This window comes from Pseudomonas sp. DWP3-1-2, from assembly GCF_049896285.1.
GTDB lineage: Bacteria > Pseudomonadota > Gammaproteobacteria > Pseudomonadales > Pseudomonadaceae > Aquipseudomonas.
In genome coordinates this window covers 636,716-654,398 of sequence record NZ_JAFCTZ010000001.1, presented here as the reverse complement: position 1 = coordinate 654,398, position 17,683 = coordinate 636,716, and the positions used below count along the sequence as shown (strand labels likewise).

General features: G+C 51.3%; 17 protein-coding genes. 7 read left to right on the top strand and 10 right to left on the bottom strand.

The features are described 5' to 3' along the window. Positions 1-3 precede the first annotated feature (3 nt). The 4 genes from ACP7B0_RS03115 to ACP7B0_RS03100 all read left to right on the top strand — a co-directional run bounded on the left by ACP7B0_RS03115 (position 4) and on the right by ACP7B0_RS03100 (position 5,026). Positions 4-1,014, top strand: coding sequence for an ornithine cyclodeaminase family protein (locus tag ACP7B0_RS03115; protein ID WP_426139449.1), 1,011 nt, complete (start codon positions 4-6; stop codon positions 1,012-1,014). A gap of 26 nt (positions 1,015-1,040) precedes the next feature. Further along, the gene (locus ACP7B0_RS03110) at positions 1,041-2,057 is read left to right on the top strand and encodes a dihydrodipicolinate synthase family protein (RefSeq protein WP_426139448.1); all 1,017 of its coding nucleotides are present in this window, start codon (positions 1,041-1,043) and stop codon (positions 2,055-2,057) included. A gap of 16 nt (positions 2,058-2,073) precedes the next feature. After that, entirely contained in the window at positions 2,074-3,543 is a 1,470-nt protein-coding gene (locus tag ACP7B0_RS03105; RefSeq protein ID WP_426139447.1) for an NAD-dependent succinate-semialdehyde dehydrogenase, read from the top strand. A gap of 349 nt (positions 3,544-3,892) precedes the next feature. After that, complete coding sequence (locus tag ACP7B0_RS03100; RefSeq protein ID WP_426139446.1) at positions 3,893-5,026, top strand: FAD-dependent oxidoreductase; 1,134 nt, start codon at positions 3,893-3,895, stop codon at positions 5,024-5,026. Between the two features lie 209 nt (positions 5,027-5,235). Here ACP7B0_RS03100 and ACP7B0_RS03095 read toward each other — a convergent pair whose 3' ends face one another. Further along, a complete protein-coding gene (locus tag ACP7B0_RS03095) occupies positions 5,236-6,393 on the bottom strand; it encodes an alpha/beta hydrolase family protein (RefSeq protein WP_426139445.1) in 1,158 nt (385 codons plus the stop codon). Positions 6,394-6,801: 408 nt separating this feature from the next. Here ACP7B0_RS03095 and ACP7B0_RS03090 point away from each other — a divergent pair, with 408 nt between their 5' ends. Further along, entirely contained in the window at positions 6,802-8,628 is a 1,827-nt protein-coding gene (locus ACP7B0_RS03090; protein WP_426139444.1) for a hypothetical protein, read from the top strand. Between the two features lie 569 nt (positions 8,629-9,197). On the opposite strand, the gene ACP7B0_RS03085 is transcribed toward ACP7B0_RS03090, so the two are convergent. The 7 genes from ACP7B0_RS03085 to ACP7B0_RS03055 all read right to left on the bottom strand — a co-directional run bounded on the left by ACP7B0_RS03085 (position 9,198) and on the right by ACP7B0_RS03055 (position 14,926). After that, the gene (locus ACP7B0_RS03085; protein ID WP_426139443.1) at positions 9,198-10,478 is read right to left on the bottom strand and encodes a zonular occludens toxin domain-containing protein; all 1,281 of its coding nucleotides are present in this window, start codon (positions 10,476-10,478) and stop codon (positions 9,198-9,200) included. After that, complete coding sequence (locus tag ACP7B0_RS03080; RefSeq protein WP_426139442.1) at positions 10,478-10,789, bottom strand: DUF2523 family protein; 312 nt, start codon at positions 10,787-10,789, stop codon at positions 10,478-10,480. The genes ACP7B0_RS03085 and ACP7B0_RS03080 overlap by 1 nt, the downstream gene beginning before the upstream one ends. Before the next feature lie 2 nt (positions 10,790-10,791). Next, complete coding sequence (locus tag ACP7B0_RS03075) at positions 10,792-12,279, bottom strand: hypothetical protein (protein ID WP_426139441.1); 1,488 nt, start codon at positions 12,277-12,279, stop codon at positions 10,792-10,794. Between the two features lie 64 nt (positions 12,280-12,343). Then, positions 12,344-12,574: a hypothetical protein gene (locus ACP7B0_RS03070; protein ID WP_426139440.1), complete on the bottom strand. Its 231-nt coding sequence runs from the start codon at positions 12,572-12,574 to the stop codon at positions 12,344-12,346. Positions 12,575-12,847: 273 nt separating this feature from the next. Then, positions 12,848-12,994 carry a hypothetical protein gene (locus ACP7B0_RS03065; RefSeq protein ID WP_426139439.1) on the bottom strand — a complete coding sequence of 49 codons (147 nt, stop codon included), beginning with the start codon at positions 12,992-12,994 and terminating at the stop codon, positions 12,848-12,850. 574 nt (positions 12,995-13,568) lie between these two features. Further along, the gene (locus ACP7B0_RS03060) at positions 13,569-13,799 is read right to left on the bottom strand and encodes a hypothetical protein (RefSeq protein ID WP_426139438.1); all 231 of its coding nucleotides are present in this window, start codon (positions 13,797-13,799) and stop codon (positions 13,569-13,571) included. Beyond that, positions 13,796-14,926 (bottom strand): phage/plasmid replication domain-containing protein, encoded by a 1,131-nt coding sequence (locus ACP7B0_RS03055; RefSeq protein WP_426139437.1) that lies wholly within the window; start codon positions 14,924-14,926, stop codon positions 13,796-13,798. Before ACP7B0_RS03055 ends, ACP7B0_RS03060 begins: the two co-directional genes overlap by 4 nt. Before the next feature lie 112 nt (positions 14,927-15,038). Here ACP7B0_RS03055 and ACP7B0_RS03050 point away from each other — a divergent pair, with 112 nt between their 5' ends. After that, the gene (locus tag ACP7B0_RS03050) at positions 15,039-15,248 is read left to right on the top strand and encodes a hypothetical protein (RefSeq protein WP_426139436.1); all 210 of its coding nucleotides are present in this window, start codon (positions 15,039-15,041) and stop codon (positions 15,246-15,248) included. Between the two features lie 82 nt (positions 15,249-15,330). After that, positions 15,331-15,495 carry a hypothetical protein gene (locus tag ACP7B0_RS03045; RefSeq protein ID WP_426139435.1) on the top strand — a complete coding sequence of 55 codons (165 nt, stop codon included), beginning with the start codon at positions 15,331-15,333 and terminating at the stop codon, positions 15,493-15,495. A gap of 596 nt (positions 15,496-16,091) precedes the next feature. On the opposite strand, the gene ACP7B0_RS03040 is transcribed toward ACP7B0_RS03045, so the two are convergent. Beyond that, positions 16,092-17,372 carry a zonular occludens toxin domain-containing protein gene (locus tag ACP7B0_RS03040; protein WP_426139443.1) on the bottom strand — a complete coding sequence of 427 codons (1,281 nt, stop codon included), beginning with the start codon at positions 17,370-17,372 and terminating at the stop codon, positions 16,092-16,094. Continuing rightward, complete coding sequence (locus ACP7B0_RS03035; protein WP_426139442.1) at positions 17,372-17,683, bottom strand: DUF2523 family protein; 312 nt, start codon at positions 17,681-17,683, stop codon at positions 17,372-17,374. Before ACP7B0_RS03035 ends, ACP7B0_RS03040 begins: the two co-directional genes overlap by 1 nt.

Below are 17,683 nucleotides of genomic sequence, written 5' to 3'. Positions count from 1 at the left end.
GATATGCATGAATCCACCATCCCCTCGGCCATCGCGCCGACACTTTTCCTCAGCGACACCGACGTGGCCTCGCTCGCAGACTGGGGCGCAGCTGTCGCCGCACTCGCCGATGCTTATGCCCGGCCCACAGCGGATGCCATGGTGCCGCCTCGCTCCATGGCGCGGGGCGACGGTATCTGGCTGCGCAGTTTGACGGCGGTATCACCCGCTGGCGGCCACATGGGATGCAAGTTGATCGCGGCCTCGATGCGGGCCCGTTGCGCCAGTTACCTGATCGCGTTGTTCAATCAGCAAACCATGGCGCTCAGCGCATTGATCGACGGCAACCGGGTGACGGGGCTACGCACGGCTGCAACTGCTGTGCTGGCGATCGATCTGCTCGCACCTCAGCGAGCGCTGCGGGTTGGCATGATTGGTACAGGGTTTGAAGCACGCGGCGCGCTCGATTGCCTGAAGTCTGTGCGAGAGGTGGCTCGGGTACGGGTGTTCAGTCCAACGCCGGCGAACCGCGAGCGTTTTGCCGAGAGCTTCAGGCCAGCGCTGGATATCGAAGCGGTAAACAGCGCGCAGGCGGCGGTGCAGGACTGCGATGTGGTGATCTGCGCCGCACGCAGCCGCGACGAATCCCCCGTATTGCAAGGTGCATGGCTGTGCGCAGGCGCTACGGTCGTGTCACTGGGTTCGACCCTGCCTGAGCAGCGCGAGGTTGACGCAGACACGATGGAGCGCGCCGCCTGCATCATCGCCGACATGCCCGATGAGGTGCTTCACGATACGGGCGACGCCATTGCGGCGCTCAGCGCCGGCGTAAAAGTCGCCGAAAAATTAATACCGCTGGCAGATCTGGTCTCGGGTCGCGCCCATCCGCGCCAGAACGAACGCGACATTGTTCTCTACAAATCGGTGGGTTCGGCCCTACAGGACGTCGTCATCGCTGAAATGCTTTACGCGCGCGCCAGACAGCAGGGTCTGGGTATCGACCAACCCGCCAGTATCGTCCCGGTTTCGAAATAACCCCTCCACCTCTGAAGGAAGTCATCATGGCAACTTACAAGAAAGCTGATGCCCGCGCCTGGGCGCGGGAAAACCTGGTTGGCTGCTCGGCAGTCACGATCCCCAGCTTCAGTGCCGACCTGAAGCGCCTCAATGAACGGGGCATTCGCCACGACATTGAACATACGGTCGGGCTCGGTTACAGCGCCACGCTGCTCTGCAGCGAGCTTGCGATCACTGCGCAGGAGAACGCTCAATTCACTGCGTGGGCCCGTGAATCCGGCAAGAACCTGATCCTGTTCTTCCATGCGGCGTTTGGCACGCTCGCCGAGAATATCGAGGCTGCCAAACTCGCCGATAAAGCGGGTGCAGACATTGTCCTGCTCTCCTATCCACCGCAGTTCTGGCCGACCTGCGAGCAGGAAATCTACGATTACACCAAGTCATTCTGCGACGCGACGGAGCTTGCGGTCATGCTGTTTCCGATCCCGCTCTGGGGTTTTGAGCGCGTGCACCCGTCCGGCATGTCCCTGGAGTTGGTCCGTCGTCTGCTGGCTGATTGTCCGAATATCGCCGCCATCAAGGCCGAGCAGGGGTTCCCGCTGCCCGCAGGTATCTGCGAGATGTACCACCACTTCCGGGATCAGGTGGTGATCAGCTGTCCGATCGAAAGCGATGCGATCCCGCTGATGAGCCTCATGGAGCTGCAGTTTTCCGGTACCAGCAACACCGCCTGGATGAGCGACTACTACCCGAAAGCTTTCGAACTGGCACGCACCGGCCGATTCGAAGAGGCGATGGAGCTGTATTGGAAAGTCAACCCGGCGCGTGGCGCCAACGGCGCAGCGGCGCAGACATATGCGGGTGGTACGGGGGTGCTCAATCGCACGATGTGGAAGTACCAGGACTGGCTAGCCGGCTTCAACGGCGGCCCGCTTCGCGCGCCCGCCATGCGGGTTCCGGATCGCCTCATGAAATCGTTGCGTCAAGGACTGGTCGCGGCCGGTTTGCCGGTGACTTCGGATCCCGATAGCGCCTTCATGATCGGGCGTAACCCTTGCTGAGTACGAGGACTGCAAAGTGAAGCATTTACTGAATGACCCAAGCCTGTGGCGTACGGGCGCCTACATCGGTGGCCAGTGGTTGAACGAGACTCCGCACGGCTGCTACACGCTGCGTAATCCGGTAGATCAAACGGTGCTGGCTGAGCTGCCGCGATGCCGAGAAGCAGAAGTACGCCGCGCCATTGATGCGGCGCATGAGGCCTTTGGTCCATGGCGTCGCCTGACGGCTAAACACCGTGGTGAGGTGCTGCGTCGCTGGTACGAGCTGATGATCGAGCATCGCGAAGACATCGCCACGCTGATTACTTTGGAGGAGGGCAAGCCACTGGACGAGGCCCGTGGTGAAGTCGATTACGCGGCATCTTTTGTACGATGGTTTTCCGAGGAAGCCACTCGCGTACGTGGCGATCTGATTCCAGGGGTAAAAGAAACCCAACGTATTGTTGTACTGCGCGAGCCTATTGGGGTCTGCGCCGCGATAACGCCCTGGAACTTCCCGGCTGCCATGATTACCCGCAAGGCCGCTCCGGCGCTCGCGGCAGGTTGCACAATGGTCGTGAAACCGGCCAGCCAGACGCCATTGACCGCCCTCGCGCTCGCCGAACTTGCGCAACGTGCTGGCGTGCCTGCCGGTGTTTTCAGCGTGATCACGGGGAATGACACCCGCGACATCGCGGGTGAGCTCACGGACAACCCGTTGGTGCGCAAACTCACGTTTACGGGGTCCACCGAAGTGGGCCGGATACTGTTGGCCCAGGCGGCACAGACGGTCAAGAAATGCTCCATGGAATTAGGTGGCAACGCACCGTTCATTGTCTTCGACGATGCTGATCTTGATGCGGCCGCTGACGGCGTCATGCTGGCTAAATTTCGCAACGGCGGGCAGTCCTGTATCGGTGCGAACCGGGTATTGGTGCAGTCCGGGATTTACGACGCGCTGGCCCATCGCATCGTTGAGCGCATGGCACGCCTGAAGGTAGGTAATGGCCTGGAACCGGGTGTGCAGGTAGGGCCGTTGATCGACGAAGCGGCGGTACGAAAATCCCAAACGCTTGTTGATGATGCGGTAGCCCAAGGTGCAAGACTGTTGTCCGGCGGCACACGCCATGCTATCGGCGGGTGTTTCTTTCAGCCCACGTTACTGGCAGATGTGACGCAGGAAATGAGGGTCGCCCGTGAAGAGATCTTCGGCCCTGTCATGCCACTGCTGCGTTTCGATAGCGATGACGAAGCCATCACGATGGCCAACGACAGCGAATATGGCCTTGCGGCTTATCTGTTCAGCCGTGATGCGGCGCGTATCTGGCGCACCGCTGCGCGCATCGAGTCGGGCATGGTCGGGATCAACTGCGGTTTGATATCCAATGAGGTCGCACCCTTCGGCGGAGTAAAACAGAGTGGACTCGGGCGAGAAGGGTCCCATCTGGGAATCGACGAGTTTCTTGAGGTGAAGTACCTCTGCTGGGACGGACTGGAAAGCGCTTGAAGCGCGGTCGTCGAACGCAGGCAGGCTGACGGCGTGCGGCTTGGATAAGCCGCACGCCGCGGCCCCTTTGTCATGGGCGTGGGGCAGGGCGTCTGTACGCAATCCGCGCAGGCTTCAGGCCCACAAAAGGCCGCCTGAACCCTGCCCCCGACAGCCATCACCTCCGACGATACCTCGGATTGCGTAACGCGATTTCAGCGCGGTTATCCAGTCCGATAGTCTCGTTCCTGATCCGGCATTGTCAGTCGCAATCTTATGAGTTTTCAGCATTCGGTCGACAGCGCCGCTGAGCGCATCGGCGCGCACGCAATGCCAATCCGATAGAAATAAGAATAATCAGGAGTGCGTGATGAGTGCAGCAGTTAATAAGGTCTTGGTGATCGGAGGCGGGTTCTCCGGTATGACGGCAGCCATCCAGCTTGCCCGTGAGGGGATTGAAGTCGATCTGGTTGAAATCGATCCCTTGTGGTGTCCGCTGGGGGCGGGGATCACGCTCAGCGGTCCTACTTTGAGGGCGCTGGACACCGTCGGGATCCTCGAGACGGTGGCTCGGGAAGGGTATCTGTCGAAGGATTTCGATGTCTATTCACCGGCAGGCGAACTGATTGTGCAATTGGCCACTCGGCCCCCTGTCAGCAGCAAACCTATTCCCGGTGGCGGAGGGATCCTGCGGCCAGTGTTGGCTCGCATCTTTGCCGATAAGACGCGAGAGGCGGGCACTCACGTGCGCCTTGGTATGACCTTCGAAAGCATTGTTCAAGACGCAGAGGGCGTCGAGGTCACCTTCACCGACGGGACCTCAGGGCGCTACGACCTGGTAATTGCCTGCGATGGCGTGCATTCGCGGATGCGAAAGGAGTTCTTTCCTGAAGCACCCGCGCCGAAGCCCATTCACCAGAGCGTTTGGCGCGCCGTGCTGAAGCGGCCGCCGGAAATTGTACGTCCCAGCCATTGGCTAGGGCGCACTAAAGTCGGGGTCAACCCGATATCAGAAACGCATATGTATATGTTCATCATGGAAAACCGCGAGCATTCCGAATGGATTGAACCGGAAACATGGCCCAGCGAAATGGCGCGTCTTCTGGGTGAGTTTCCGGCTCCGATCCTGCAAACGCTGGTATCTCAACTGTACGAGCCGTCCGCCAATATCGATTACCGTCCACTGGCTAATCTGTTGGTGCCTTTACCCTGGCATAAAGGCCGCATCGTGATGATTGGAGATACGGTGCATGCCACTACCCCCCATCTGGCGTCTGGCGCGGGTATTGGCATCGAAAGCGCCATCGTGCTTGCTGAAGAGCTTTTGAAACCGTGTGACTTACAGGTGGCCCTGAGTCGCTTCGAAGAACGACGTTGGGAACGCTGCCGATTGGTGGTCGAGAAGTCAGCACGTCTGTGCGAGATAGAAAAAAGCAGTGGCAACAAGCAAGAGCATGCCCAGATCATGCATGAGGCATTCATTACACTGGCTGAGCCTATCTAGGTGATCGAAACGCTCGGGCCGGATCAAAGGGATAACTATCCCCATCCTCTGGCCCGGGTTTATCCATGCAGGTTGTATGAGTAGTTGATCGGCAATGGAGCAGAGACGTGCTGAACTGCCTGCCAGAAGTGGGCAAAGCAGGGCGTGATCAATACGCAGGGGGAGGAGGAGAGAAAAGGCGGCCTAAAAACCGCCTTCTTATAGACTGATCAGGCAGTACGCCCGCCCAGTGTTTCGGCAACCCAGTCGGCAATGTAGTGCCCGGCATTAATGCTGTTGTCGAGACTGGAGTGCTGCACGCCGCCTTCGCGATCAGTGAATATCTTCAGCTCACGTTTCGGGCTGTTGACCAATTGCTCATAGGTGCGGTACGCCCATTTCAAGGGGATCTGCGTATCCTTTTCCCCATGGGTGACCAGGAACGGCACTTTGATCCGATCCAGCACACCATCCAGGTGCATGTTTTCGGCGATGGTCATGAATTCGTCGACATCTTTGGCTCCAAATACCCAGCACACGTGAGCCCAGTAATGTGGCACCGGGAAGTCGCCTTCCTTCTCCATGCGTCGCTTTTGCACGTCACGCCAGTCGTGGTTGGCGCCCCATATCACGCCACAGGCGAAGCGGGGTTCGAAGGCTACGGCGCGAGGGCAGTAGTAACCGCCTAATGAAACGCCTTCAAGGCCAATGCGTTTGGAATCAACATCGCTACGGGTTTCCAGCCAGTCGACAACACGGCTGGCCCAGTGCTCAGTGTCATAGCGAGCGATCAGGTTGTGCAGGCGTAACGCCTCACCGGTACCGGGCTGATCGATAATCAGCGAGGAAATACCACGCTTCGCAAGCCATGCAGGCAAGCCGACGCGGTACTTCATTTCCTTGGTCGAATCGAGTCCGTTGAGCTGCACCAAGATCGGGGCCGGACCGTCCACGCCTGTCGCGCGCACCAGCAGTCCGGAGATATGGGCGCCTTCGTAGGGTATTTCTACGCGCTCGCAATTCTCGCCGCACAACTGAATACCGCGTGCGAAGGTCTGCAGGAAACGCTGATAGAGCGCCTCACGGCCGCTTGCGCCGTGGCCTTGCAGACGCTCGCAGGTGAGGTAGTAGATAGCCGCTCGGTTGTATTTCTCACCCGCGGAGAACAAGCGTCCTGCCGTTTCATCTTCTTCAGCCAGACCGCACAGCTTATCGGCCATGTTAGCCCAGGTTTCTCGGAAAGCCTTGCTGCCGGCCGCGTCTGGTTGTTTAGCGGCCTCATGCAACGGCGCACACATTGCTTCAATCTCGCCCATGCGGGCGCCCATCTCGATGGCGAGGCTGATGGACGCATTCCAGACATAATTGGTGGGGAAGTAACGGAACATTCTTATTGTCCTTTTGGTGGCGGCAGACGGGCGCCGTGACTTGCGCGCAGGGCAAGCCCACGAACGCCGTTTGCCAAACACGTTAAGGAGCTGTGCAGGAATTGGCTAATCGCGAGTCGGGATGCGAGGTATCGTGCGGGGAGATAGGTGAATGCTCATCAGGGATAAAGTCGCTTGCCCTGCGGTGGACAGCATCCGGGCCTGAATACTGCCGCTAAAGCGATCCAGAGAAGCGTGGATATATCTTGGACCTGCAAGTGCAGCACGTTCGCCACTGTTGCCTCACGATAGGTGGCAAAAGTGATATTACATAGCTATACCTTCCTCAATGATTTCACTACCCGTTCATCAGATAGCCCAAATCAACGCTCTAGAAACTACGAAACGTTCATAGGAAGGATCCACTCAATGCTTATTTCAGCCTTGCTTCAGCGCTGTAAACGACTATCCATGGCACAAATGTCTCTCCAGACAGTTGGGCTGGCGTTATGCGGGCTTCTAATCACAGGTTGTAATCCAGGCTTGATCAAAATGAGCTCACCAGCAGAGTTTGATATCACCAAGTCGATGGATGCGAAAAAACAGAAAGTCCTACAAAACACCAAGGTCGACTCGGGCTATCTGAGCGTGGATGCCATGTATATGGAACCCGGACATCGGGATCTGCCCGAAGTCTTAAAGACTCAGCCAGGCAAAGCATTGACAACGATGTGCTTGTCCGGACTCAAGTACGACGACAAGGAACTATCTTCTGTTGTGAGCTTGAAAATCGGGGCCAATGGCGCTATAGATGATAAGTCGATTCCTGTATCCGGCTTCACCCTGAGGCGCAGTGGAAGCGCGTGTGACATTGCCGGTGAGCATAAGCAGGTCACGAATGAGTATCCGGTCGAAGCCACGGTAGTTCAGATTCACTATGGTCTTCGTTCTAGTTCGGGTGCCGAAGTTCCTATAAAAGATATTCAAGATGCAATTAGGGTCATTGGGCCGGCCGTATCTCCAGGCACCTTTGTCTATAGGATCGCGACTGATACTGTTTTGCAAAGTGTTGGTGAGGCTGCCAACGGAAACCTTAAGAGCCGGCTGAAAAGTGAACTCACTGAATCCAAATCTATTACTGCGTACCCTTTTTCCAAATCACAAGCTTTTTTTATTCCTCTTCAGTTTCAACGCGGAGAGGAAAATACATTAGTAGGATTTATAAGAATTCAAACCTCTTTAAATCCCAGCGTCTTCACGTCTAGTATTACTAACGGTTTTCCTGATTATTCTAATAAATCAGTAAAAGGGTTGCTTTCTCAAAACATTAGTACTTCTTTTACACTTACACACTTTGTTTCGAACGAAAAATTCAATATCACCTCAAACCAGAATATGAGCGCCATATCTCTAAATCAGTCTTGCGAGACAATATCCACAGCCCTGGCAGACAGTTTTGCGCTTACAAGATCTGATCGCGCATTCATACTGGATAAAATCCTTAACACTCATCCAAAATACAACAAGCCCTTACCTGACAGATCAAAGCCTGACAGCGAAAGGTTAGGGATACTTAAGGAGCTTAAAGTATTTACTGACTTGGATTGCTTGTCTACTTATAGGGATGTTCTCGATGAGCCGGCATACGGACTTAATAATAAACTAAATGAATATAATGTAGAAATAGAACTAATAACCCGGGACATCATTAGCAATCAAAATAATTTTAAAAATTCTACCTACCTCCTAAACGAATTGGCTACAGCACTTAACTCAACGGATCGGGTATACGCAGCGCGGATTCTGGGCAGCAATTTCCTGGATGCCACATCTGAAATAACAATAGAAAATAGCGTTGTAGATCGAGAGCTCTATAGTGCAGGCGTTGCCCCCATAGCTAACATGAGTAGCTCTCGAGCTGCAGATATTCTCATATCACGATTGTCTCCTGGGAGAGTTGGTTGTTTCATTGGACTGTCTAATCAGCAGCTTCGTGAAAGTCTATATGCTAGCGGTTTTCAGGCTTACGCTCTCTATAACAGTCAAGACCAGTCGATCGGCGAAAAAGGTTGGATGCGTATCCTGATTACGCATTACCAGCACCAAGCAGACAGCAAGCCATTTGTAAAAAGACTTAATTTCTCTCGACCAGATCGCAATGAGCATTCGTTTCTAATCGAGAATGCGGGCGCGGAGGGGGTCAGCTCTGAGTCCTGCCAGAAACTTCTTCAAGAGTATAAAACGCAGACCACCTGAACAGGTACGGCCTGGAATTGAAGCACCGCTTACAGCGGAACTTTCTGTTATGAACAGCGTGTCACCAAGTCGCTCAACCGCAAACATCGAAGGCAAAGAAGGGGGCTTCGAACACCAAGGTAATGAAAGACCCGTTACCAGTGAAGCGGCAGTCGTATTCTACAGGTGATTCGATTCTGATGGTTTGGCCAATGGCAAGGATCCAAGTGCTTTCGATAAAGCGCAAGCGGAAGAAGCCTTGATGGTGGCCTGTATTCGGGTGCACAACAGATCCCACGTGCTCATAGAGCAAACTCAGTAATGGATAAGGAGCTGGCGGTACCGGCGATAGCTCATGAGCACATCTGACATAGAACGTCATTTAACATAATATACATTATGCGTACCCTTCATTGCTGATAGGACGGGTGATAGTCGTAAGAATCCAACCAGCACACATGCCGTGTCAGATACCAGTTAAAGCCTCGAAGGTCCTGAAGAAGCCATTTCCAGTCGATCACATGCGAGTTTTGAAGATCAAGACGCTCAAAGGTTGGATTGAATCGATACTGCTCTCTCATGTCATTACCTCAGTTTGAAGCGTTGCGCCATGGCCGTGCTGGATACTCGCTGTCGGGAACGATCGTAGGATCAGTACCGGAACGGGATGCAACCCTCTGTAACCCCCCTGCGGGCCCTCGGGGGGCTACGTCGGGTTTCTCTGAATTTCTTTGAGAAGACGGTCCATTAGGATTGGCATATGTGGGCATCTGCTTAGTGTCGTCAAAATAGCCATTTTCAACAACAGACATACAAAACTCCAAAGTGGTTTTCATGCGTGTTGACTGCTGGGTGTAACACTGACAAGCAGTCAATTCACCGTTGTGCTCCCCGACCGACTGACCGCGAGCTTTAGCAGTGCTAACAAGCCGAATATCAGTAGATGAAAGGCAAACAGGTCGAGGAAAATCCCGGGCTTTATTCATCTCATCATAACGAGGCGCTGAAGCTTGTACATCGCCAATACGAGGTTTGAACTGAGAAATGTAAACAGCAGGATCAAGGTTTTCAGGAGAAGAACCAGATTTGGGCATCACCGCACTGCCCTGGGGAACAGATGCAGCAATTGCAGCCGAGACCGGTTTGTCGACAGCGTGGGCAGTGCTTTCAGCTTCTTTCTTGTGAACAAGCCACCAAAGACCACCGACAAGAATAGCAACGGGAATCAAAACACCAAGCGCAATGAGCGGCATGATTTTTACAAAACTAGGAGTAACTTTTTTATGAGTATGAACCGTTGCAGATTTGTATAAACCGAAGTAATGAGCGTCAAACTCAATCTTGGATTCTTGAGCCATTTTGAAGTTATTGCGTTTTTCAGGACTATCAACACACATCTCATATTCGTGACGGAATACTCCTTTTGTTCGCCCATACGGGCGAATGAAATTTATGTGCTTACCAACCAATTTACGAACAGGTGAACAAATCAGAGAAGGATGCTGAGTAATAATATGCACATCCCAACCATGATGCCGGTGCTTTTCGAAGCGAGTCACCTTCTCTACTCGAGTGCGCACATCCGTACCAAAGGTGCCCTGGGCTTCGTCGATTACGATCACACAACCATCAGGAAGGTCAAACCACTGTTCAGGAGATTCCCATTCGACCCATTTAGCTTTGAGCTTATCGGTCTGAAGATCAGGTATGCCATTGTAATAAATAGTTCGTGGAGGCAAGTTTGGATCTTGGGAATCCTTGTGCAATCGAAGTTCTGAGTTTTTAGGATCGACAGCATGCTCTTCATCAATTTCTTTGATGGTGTTAAGGGTTTTACCAGCACCGGGAAGACCCGTTCGGAGAAAAAGCATTATGGAGTCCCTCCCATTTTAAAGGATGTTTTATTACCAGCTTTATCAATACCTGCAAGAATCGCACGGGCGAGATAAGCGGAAAACATGATATTCAAACAAACATCAACTTTGAGCATACCTAAAACAGACATCCAATCAGCAGGCAAACCACCGAGTGAAGAAAATGCAAACTCTTTGGCTTTATCAAGAACAGCACTGATGCCCACATAGGAGAAAGCAGCAAAGCCAAGACCGCGAAGCAACTTCCAACCAAGCGGGACAATTGAAAGACCAATCATGCGCATCAATAAACCGATTAAGACAGGCATAGTTATACAATCCCAGTGGCGATAATTTCAGCCGCACGACGCATGGCGAAGGCAACCATTAAATAACCCATGTAAGTCAAGAACGTGCAAAGACCATCAACATTAGGATCAAAAGAATGTCCAGAGCCATCGACCCATGTATAGGAGATAGTCTGAAGACGTGGGCAAGAAGAAGAAAACTTACTAGAAGTATCAATCATATTACTTAAATCGAATGTAGTATCAGCACTGGCCTTAATCGGCTGATAATCGCTGCCAGAAAATTCAGTTGTGAGTTTCGACTTTAGATCAGCGACTTTCTTATCAGTCACATCACGAAATTCTTTGTCTGCGCAACGAGAAGTTTGTTCTTGGCGAAGCACAGCACATTGAATGACATCGCCAGAGCAAGCTACAGTCGATTCACATTGCATATCACCAGAAACCTCACCTTTATCCTCTTCTTCACATTCTTCACCTTCACATTGTTCGTCGTCACCGTCGCCAGAGCCAGAATCACCAGAGCCAGAACCGGTGCCAGCATTTACAGTTCCACCGTTACACTCAGGACCAGAACAAGTAGAGGATGAAGGCTTTGTAGTTCCATTAGAGTTCGTGCCGCCAGTAACTACAGTAGTGGTCGTGCCAGTGGTGCAATTGCCGATGCCACTACAGGAAGTAGTCGTAGTGGTGGTGGTGGTTTTGGTGGTGGTTGAGCCATCAGAGTTTGAAGTAGAGCTTTGATTAATATCTGATACAGATTTGGTAGAGGTGGCCTTTGGCGAGTCAGTACAAACCCAGGCACCGTTAGCGGTTCCACATTTGGTTTGTCCGGGATTGGACTCTTCTTTGGTGGCAGTACAAGAAAAACCGCTGCCTGATGAAATTGCTTGGCAAGGACTTTCACTGGATTCTTTTTGTGGAACGGGATCAGTGCAAGCAGAACCCTCACACTCAGAAGCGTTTCCTTTACCGTCAGCCTCAAGCAGATCACCAGTGATCGTAGCAATGCCGGAGCAATTATAACCGCCGGAAATCGAAGTCAGACAAATTGCAAATCCACTGATAGAAGCAGCGCAACCGTTAATAGACACCGTAGTTGCAGGGGCATCGGAATTAGATTTCCAGTTGTATTTTGTTGACGCACCTTTGGCATCTTGGCATTTTTTATTAGGAGGATCGACAGGGTCTTCAGTGCCACTGCGCGAAAGACCAAATCCCCAAGTGCTTGTACTGCCAGTTTGAGTTTCGTTAATAACTCTACAATAACCAGAAGTCTCCAACATGCCCTCAAGCGTAGCGCTAACAACAGAAATGGCCGGTGGATAAATATTTGCAGCAGCAGTGCCTGTACATGCAGCTTGCGCAGAAGGATAGGAACCATTCCAAACATAAGCAGCGTATGACGAAGTAGAAATAAGACTAACGACCAGTACAAAGAGCGAAGAGACCAGCCGTAACCCAAAACCAAACAAAATCGTCAGGTGAGATATACATTTTAAGAACCTCATTTGATTATCTCCAGACAAAAAAAAGCCCGGAGAGAGAATTCCCACCGGGCAAAGCTTTTGTTAGTTACGTCCCTGCGCGCATTGCTTTTTTGGCAGCGCCGATCAAAGCGACAAGGCCAAACATTGCGCCAGTGACCAGACCAGCGGCCACAACACCACCAGCGATGTACGTCAAAGCTTCCGAGGTGTCGATTTCACCAGCGGCAAAGGAAGAGCCAGCAGACAACATGGCAACGGAGGCAAGAGCCACCTGAGCACGGCCAGACTTGGACAAAGCGAGCAACTTAGCTTTCATAAATCACCTATATGGAAGAACGAACAGTTTTACAAACCCAAATGAAAATGAAAAAGCCTAAAAGAGCCGTTCCAATCTCCACACGTTGGGCGTTGGTTAACAAAGGAGTCAAAGACTCCCTCATCTCCTGGACTGTGAAAGTCTGCAAATTACCTGAGCAAACGGTAGAACCATCTGCAAGGGTCTGCCAAACACCATCACAAGCCAGAAAATTCATAAAAACCTCAAACAGAAAAACAAAAGCCAGAGAGAAGCCGGAAAAATCAAAAGAAGTTAATAATCTTCCTCGTCTTCTTCATCATCACCGCCGAACAGATCATAAGTGGAGGGATCGCCTTCACAATCCTCACAAGCAAATCCGAATTCAGCACTCGAATCACCTTCATCAAACTCAATGCCACAAACTTCACAATCAACCATGACGAGAGACCTTAGGGTTTAACAGCGGTTGAAGCAGATGCAAGCGGGGGAAGATTGGTCCTGCGACCCTGACGAGGATCACACTGAAACTCGAGACGCCCATCGCGAACATCGGCAATTACATCGCACTCATAAGTTCCAGGCTGAGGAACCTCGGAGGCAAGAGCAGCGTAAAACATTGTTTTTTGAGGATACGGAATTTGAGGAAGATGAACGAAACCCTCGAACATGCAGTACGGATTACCAGATTTGGCAGTGCCAGAGCGGGTAATTCCGGTAAGTTCGATCAGAAGAGTCATCGTTTTAGACATGGTAAAAGCCCTTTATAATGTTGGAAGCTGGGTTGAACCCGGCTTACGATATGCCCAACTGGGCGGGATAAGATCAGAATTGCGGCGGAACGTGAGCTGATCACGCTTCAGCGTTTGGCGCTTAACTTGTTCAGTTGAAACAGCCTGTAAAAACAAACGCATAAGCGAATTAGCGAGAGCGCCACTGTCACAGTTGCCAGCGTCATAATTAGCAATTTGATTCTCCACGGACAATCGGAGGTTCTGATAATCGACACGACCCATTAGAAACCCATCCATTCAGCAACAGAGGGAGTACCAGTTTTTTCATAATCAAAAAACCAGATTTGATCGGGTTTAACGCCCTGCTCTTTTCGGCGCTCAATGACAGCAAGCGTGCTAGAAATTTGATCAGCAAGAACAGGATGCATAAAAGAACGCATGTGCTGCTGTTGCTTGAGACGAAGTTTCTGACCGGCAGTTAATTGTATGCCTTGGAAACTGACGGTCTTCATGCTGCCACCTGATGAAGATGATTAACGCGCTTATACCAAGTAGGAACAGCAAGGGTAGATTTGGTGACTTCACGGCACTGACGAACAAAAACAGGGGCAAAACGAGATGTATCACAAGCGTTACGAATGTTAATACCGATCTTATTTAGGCGGGCAGCATGAGTTTCAAAAGACCTGATAGAACCCTGATGTGCATGACCATGCATCCAAAGAATGGCATGTGAGGCAGTAGCATTTGCAGAAGTACGGTTATTGCAAATGCCTTCCTCGATAAGCTTGTCAGCAATTGTCATCATGTCCATAGCAGTCACCTTTAATTTTTCATCAATGCCCAAAAACTCATCGTGGAGTTCGTTAAAACGGCTTTCATTAAATAAACCCCAATAGCAAAGGGCTTCACGCTGCAAAAGCTCGCTCTTGAGCTCTTGTTCCATTCGTACAACACCTTGATCAAAGCAGTAATCGCGGACTTGCTTAACATATTTAAATTCAGGCGAGTCATCACCGAAAAGGCGTCTGATTTTCGGAAGACAGTTTTGATCCATCTCGAAAGCTTTGTCATAAGCTTTACGGTACTGGAGACGTCCGCCCTTACCATTACCCTTAGGAGTCCAAGTTACAGTGCGGCCATTAGGATAAAGAAAACCAATACTATGACCGATTCGCTGACTTGAAATGCCGCGCAAGTAAGAAACAACATTGCCAGAACCAACAGCAACATTGGTTGTAAGATCAATCCGCTCTATCTTGGCCCCATCCGCAATACGATCACCGGACTTTGCACCAGAGGAACCGGCGCGAAAATCAAGACGGGTACACCGGGTAAAAGCAGGAAGGCCGTATTCACGAAGAAGACTGTTGTACACAGACATGCACTGCTCAATTTTGGTATAGCCGAAAAGGTTGTCTTGCCGCCCTACCCGACTCGGATTGCCTTCAACACGGATTTTTCGGCCCTGAACTGAGATAGTCACAGAGGTGGAAAAGCTGGCTTCATGCTTGAAACGAGGCTGACGAGAGCTCAAAACCTCGTTTGTATTGGCGTCAATCGTGAGCGTGAACACGTCACACACGACGGGAAGGTCATGGTCGTGTTCCTGGGAAACGGTGAGCCAGTCGATAAACATGAGCTTCCTTACACATGCACACAAATAACATAGGAAGCAAATCTACACATGTGGAACTGTATACGTCAACACTTGTCGACGTGCACACATGTATTATCGAGAGGATTTTTTGATGAACGGTGATGGAATGGCCACAAACGTAAGGCTGACGGCGGGAGAGCAAGAAGCTATCCGCAAAAAAGCCATAGAATTCAACAAGATACTGATAAAACTAGGAAAGCAGCCCATGAGGGATAGCGAGTTAGTACATAAAATCCTAGAAAAATCAGTGCCTTACGCTCGACTTTCAGAAAGCGGTGACGTGATTATCGAATCGGAGTAAAGCGAAGGACCGCAGAGGTCTTCGGTAAAGTGGGGGTGTAACAGCACCCCCACCCGTTCAGCCGAAAAAAGCAGGAGGCGAAATGCATTGGATTTTATGGATTGGGATCAACTGGGCTGCAAACACAAGCATGGGCAGCTTCGAAAGCGAAGCTGCTTGCAACAAAGCGGCAGATAGCCTGATGGAGCTGCTAGGAGATCCGAAAAAGAACACAATCGCCGCTTGCGTGGCGGAGAAAAGCCGCTAAAAGATCGGACCTGCCGGGACCTGACCGGCGATATCGCTAGACGTCACGGGACCGCGTAGAGCCAGACACGGCCAAGGCTGGGAAAAGCAGAAGATCAGGGCGCGAAGTGTCACCGCGGGGCTTGCAAGGGCTTTGAACGCGACAGGAACCCTCGGGGATCAGAAGATCGTCGGGGGTTTTTTGTTGGACGGAAAATCGGCCGGCGTTGCCGGGTATCGGCGCGGATGTTGATTAGCCTGGCTGCGGATCTGCGAAGCGCCTAATGCCCTTCGGGCAGTCGAGGTATGACGAAAAATAGGCCACGCATAATGCACGTTATGGGTAAATCGGGCACCGGGGCTACGCAATTATCCCGATGCCCGATTCTGCCCTGGGGCAGCGAAGTACCATAACGTCCGTCGAATTATGCGTACCCTTCATTGCTGATAGGACGGGTGATAGTCGTAAGAATCCAACCAGCACACATGCCGTGTCAGATACCAGTTAAAGCCTCGAAGGTCCTGAAGAAGCCATTTCCAGTCGATCACATGCGAGTTTTGAAGATCAAGACGCTCAAAGGTTGGATTGAATCGATACTGCTCTCTCATGTCATTACCTCAGTTTGAAGCGTTGCGCCATGGCCGTGCTGGATACTCGCTGTCGGGAACGATCGTAGGATCAGTACCGGAACGGGATGCAACCCTCTGTAACCCCCCTGCGGGCCCTCGGGGGGCTACGTCGGGTTTCTCTGAATTTCTTTGAGAAGACGGTCCATTAGGATTGGCATATGTGGGCATCTGCTTAGTGTCGTCAAAATAGCCATTTTCAACAACAGACATACAAAACTCCAAAGTGGTTTTCATGCGTGTTGACTGCTGGGTGTAACACTGACAAGCAGTCAATTCACCGTTGTGCTCCCCGACCGACTGACCGCGAGCTTTAGCAGTGCTAACAAGCCGAATATCAGTAGATGAAAGGCAAACAGGTCGAGGAAAATCCCGGGCTTTATTCATCTCATCATAACGAGGCGCTGAAGCTTGTACATCGCCAATACGAGGTTTGAACTGAGAAATGTAAACAGCAGGATCAAGGTTTTCAGGAGAAGAACCAGATTTGGGCATCACCGCACTGCCCTGGGGAACAGATGCAGCAATTGCAGCCGAGACCGGTTTGTCGACAGCGTGGGCAGTGCTTTCAGCTTCTTTCTTGTGAACAAGCCACCAAAGACCACCGACAAGAATAGCAACGGGAATCAAAACACCAAGCGCAATGAGCGGCATGATTTTTACAAAACTAGGAGTAACTTTTTTATGAGTATGAACCGTTGCAGATTTGTATAAACCGAAGTAATGAGCGTCAAACTCAATCTTGGATTCTTGAGCCATTTTGAAGTTATTGCGTTTTTCAGGACTATCAACACACATCTCATATTCGTGACGGAATACTCCTTTTGTTCGCCCATACGGGCGAATGAAATTTATGTGCTTACCAACCAATTTACGAACAGGTGAACAAATCAGAGAAGGATGCTGAGTAATAATATGCACATCCCAACCATGATGCCGGTGCTTTTCGAAGCGAGTCACCTTCTCTACTCGAGTGCGCACATCCGTACCAAAGGTGCCCTGGGCTTCGTCGATTACGATCACACAACCATCAGGAAGGTCAAACCACTGTTCAGGAGATTCCCATTCGACCCATTTAGCTTTGAGCTTATCGGTCTGAAGATCAGGTATGCCATTGTAATAAATAGTTCGTGGAGGCAAGTTTGGATCTTGGGAATCCTTGTGCAATCGAAGTTCTGAGTTTTTAGGATCGACAGCATGCTCTTCATCAATTTCTTTGATGGTGTTAAGGGTTTTACCAGCACCGGGAAGACCCGTTCGGAGAAAAAGCATTATGGAGTCCCTCCCATTTTAAAGGATGTTTTATTACCAGCTTTATCAATACCTGCAAGAATCGCACGGGCGAGATAAGCGGAAAACATGATATTCAAACAAACATCAACTTTGAGCATACCTAAAACAGACATCCAATCAGCAGGCAAACCACCGAGTGAAGAAAATGCAAACTCTTTGGCTTTATCAAGAACAGCACTGATGCCCACATAGGAGAAAGCAGCAAAGCCAAGACCGCGAAGCAACTTCCAACCAAGCGGGACAATTGAAAGACCAATCATGCGCATCAATAAACCGATTAAGACAGGCAT